Origin of the sequence: Kitasatospora sp. NPDC058063 (genome assembly GCF_042885395.1) — a bacterium.
Classification (GTDB): domain Bacteria; phylum Actinomycetota; class Actinomycetes; order Streptomycetales; family Streptomycetaceae; genus Kitasatospora; species Kitasatospora lactacystinica.
Map to the genome: position 1 here is coordinate 19,482 of NZ_JBHVSD010000048.1, position 2,966 is coordinate 22,447.

5 protein-coding genes and 1 pseudogene are annotated in these 2,966 nt (G+C 74.1%); 2 read left to right on the top strand and 4 right to left on the bottom strand.

Going from position 1 to position 2,966, the window contains the following annotated elements; all coding sequences use genetic code 11:
- Together ACFVUY_RS42080 and ACFVUY_RS42085 are read left to right on the top strand one after the other, a co-directional pair.
- Positions 1-287 (top strand): annotated as a pseudogene (locus ACFVUY_RS42080) (ATP-binding protein); the annotation flags it as partial.
- Between the two features lie 64 nt (positions 288-351).
- Positions 352-645 carry an HNH endonuclease family protein gene (locus tag ACFVUY_RS42085; protein ID WP_387737237.1) on the top strand — a complete coding sequence of 98 codons (294 nt, stop codon included), beginning with the start codon at positions 352-354 and terminating at the stop codon, positions 643-645.
- 225 nt (positions 646-870) lie between these two features.
- Here the strand turns inward: ACFVUY_RS42085 and ACFVUY_RS42090 are convergent, their stop codons facing one another.
- The 4 genes from ACFVUY_RS42090 to ACFVUY_RS42105 all read right to left on the bottom strand — a co-directional run.
- Entirely contained in the window at positions 871-978 is a 108-nt protein-coding gene (locus ACFVUY_RS42090; protein ID WP_387737238.1) for a hypothetical protein, read from the bottom strand.
- A gap of 774 nt (positions 979-1,752) precedes the next feature.
- Positions 1,753-1,902: a hypothetical protein gene (locus ACFVUY_RS42095; protein WP_387737231.1), complete on the bottom strand. Its 150-nt coding sequence runs from the start codon at positions 1,900-1,902 to the stop codon at positions 1,753-1,755.
- Positions 1,903-1,907: 5 nt separating this feature from the next.
- The gene (locus tag ACFVUY_RS42100; RefSeq protein WP_387737232.1) at positions 1,908-2,123 is read right to left on the bottom strand and encodes a hypothetical protein; all 216 of its coding nucleotides are present in this window, start codon (positions 2,121-2,123) and stop codon (positions 1,908-1,910) included.
- 478 nt (positions 2,124-2,601) lie between these two features.
- Positions 2,602-2,966 (bottom strand): tetratricopeptide repeat protein (locus ACFVUY_RS42105; protein ID WP_387737233.1); only part of this gene is annotated, 365 nt, incomplete at its 5' end.

The window sequence follows — 2,966 nt, forward strand, 5'->3', positions numbered from 1 at the left end:
AGGTGCGCCGGCCGGCAGAGGGCCTGGCCGCCGTCCAGGAAGCCGTCGGCCACTACCGCACCCTCGCCGAAGCCAACCCCGACGCCTACCTGCCCAACCTTGCCGGCACCCTCAACAACCTCTCCAGTCGCCTGGGGGAGGTGCGCCGGCCGGCAGAGGGCCTGGCCGCCATCGAGGAAGCCGTCGGCCACTACCGCACCCTCGCCAAAGCCAACCCCAGCCTCTTCGGCCCAGCCCTACATCAGTCCCTGGACGTGACCGCCTGGCTGGAGGGAATCGGGCCCTAGCCGAACGGGCTGGGTGCCGTGGAATCGTATTGCGGGGAATATCGCATGTTCGGAATGACGCTCCCTGCCAGTCGGGGCCTCGGCGTGGACCGCCGGCGAGCGGGAGGCCTACGCGAACGACCTAGGCGACGACCGGTCCCTGGTCGCGGTCTCGGCGCGCAGCAACAGGGCGAAGGCGGACAAGGACATCTCCGAGTGGCTGCCACCGCTGGACGCCTACCGCTGCACCTACCTCACGGACTGGACAGCGGTGAAGACCCGCTGGCGCCTAACCGTGGACGCCCGGGAGCGGGAGGCGATGAAGCAGCTGGCGACCGGCTGCCCGGACGATCCGCTGACCGTGACCCTCGCCCGCTGACATAAGCGCAACGCCAGACCCCGAGGCCGCACCGGGAAGAACGGGCGTGGTGCACCCCGGCGCTGCCGGGCGGCCTGGCCAGCCTCGGCGACCTCGTCCATCGTGGCGGCCAAGGCGGGAAGTTCGCGCTCCAGCTCGCCGAGTACCGCACCGGCCGTCACCGAGGCCACCACCGCCCGCAACACGACACCGCCCCGGTGGCGGGAACCCCCGACCGCCACCGGGTCAGGCAGCGCGCCGGCGCCGAAGCACCTCCACAGCAGCCAAGGTGTCGGGGTGGTTGTGGCCGAGGATGTGTTCGCGGTCGGTGAGCACCCGCTCCTCAATGGCGATCGCTTCTCCGGTGTGCCCGGCCTGCCAGTGGGCGATGGCGAGGTTGTGCCGGGCGGGTGAGGCTGTCGGGGTGGTCGTGGCCGATGATCCGTTCGGTATCCGAGCTGAGGTGCTGCCAGTGAACGGCCGCAGCCTGGTGCAGGCCAGCCTGCACCGTCGCGGGCCGACGGCCGGACGCTGGTCTCCATCGGGCCCCGCAGCCGGTTCCGCGCCCCTCGCCGCCGGCGGGACCACCACCGCCCCGGGGCCCGCTTCGGCCGCCGGGTGCGGTCCAGCCGCTGGTGTCCGTGCTTCTCGACGCATCCCGCGCCCCCGCCTCGCTGTCACCGCCCCGTGAGCGGGACTACCCCCGCGCGTGGAAGGGGGTTCTCCCACCCGCCGCCGCACCCGCGCAGGGCAAACACCGAACACCGAACGCCGGCGCTCGGGGCGTGTTGCCCGCACTCCGCGAGGCCGCCGGCGTTGTCGCGGCTGCCGGGGCGCTACTCCGGCAGCACCAACCGGGCCGGTGCGGTGCCGGCCGGGTTACCGCACTGCGGCGGCCCCGGCGCGCGGCCGTCCGCCAGGAGGCTGAGTCGGCCTGCTGGCGACCTGGTCCCGCCGCCTGCTACCGCCCCGGTGGCGCCAGCCCGGCAGTCGCGCCGCAGACAGGCTCCCGGCGGCTGGCACACGGCCGGGACCCGCGCCCGCAGCAGATCCCCCGCCCCAGGCACAGGCAGAAGAGCCCAGCAGGGCCGCGCGGGCCCCCGGCACCGGGGCCCCGCGCGACCCTGTCTACGCCCACTCCACGCCGTGCTCGGCGAGCTGCGCGAGCTGGCCCGCGGTCAGCTTCGCCCGCCGGGCCTTCTGGTTGTTGAGCCAGGTATCCAGGGTGAAGTGCGACACCACCACCACCTGCTCCTCCCCTCCGAGGCTGGCCTCCACGGCCTTCACCGGCTCCTTGTCCGGGGGTGCCGCTCCCGCTCGACGAACTGGGCGAGCGCGGCGACGCCCTGGGCGAACCGGTCGCTGCGGGACAGCTCCGGCTTCGCCGCGACCGCGGCCTTCGCGGTCACCAGCTCCTGGTCCTCCTCGATGCCGATCGTGGTCAGCAGGTCCCGCTGCTCCCGGTTGAGCTCGGCCCAGCCCGCCCGCTGCGCCCGCACCCACCGGCCGAGCTGCTCGCCTTCGAAGGCGATGTCGTCGGGCAGCTGCGCCCAGTCGACGCGGTCATCGGCCTCCAGCCACCAGCGGCGGGCCGTGGCGTAGGTGCGCTGCGAGGTGATCGGCCAGGCGCTGCTGGCGCCGGGTCAGGCTCCGTACCTGCAGCGCTGACCGGGCGAGCACCCGGCTCACCCGCTGCCCGCGCGCCCCTCGGACCGCCGCCTGCGGCCCGTGTGATGACCGCCGCAGCCGGTCCGGGAACCGCCTCGCGGCGCGTCCGTGGCCACGCCTTCCCTCCTCCCCCGAAGCCGCCAGCCGGGCAAGGCCCGCCCCCCGGACACCCCGACCATCCTTCCCTTCGCTGCGCTGTTGCCGCAGTACACGCCAGCCTCCTGCGGATGCCGTCGGCCCGGGTCTGCGCAGGTCTGCGCCCACCGGTCGACACCGCCTCGGCAGCGGGAACCCCCGATCGCCACCGGGTCAGGCCGCGCGCCAGCGCCGAAGCACCTCCACAACAGCCAAGGTGTCGGGGTGGTCGTGGCCGAGGACGCGTTCGTGGTCGGTGACCACCTGCTCCAGCAGGGCGGTCGCCTCTTCGGTGCGCCCGGCTTGCTGGTAGGAGACGGCGAGGTTGGCGCGGGTGGTGAGGGTGTCGGGGTGCTGGTGGCCGAGGACGCGTTCGTGGTCGGCGGCCACCTGCTCGCCGAGGGCGATGGCCTCTTCGGTGCGCCCGGCTTGGTGGTAGGAGTGGGCGAGGTTGGCGCGGGTGGTGAGGGTGTCGGGGTGCTGGTGGCCGAGGACGCGTTCGTGGTCGGCGGCCACCTGCTCGCCGAGGGCGATGGCCT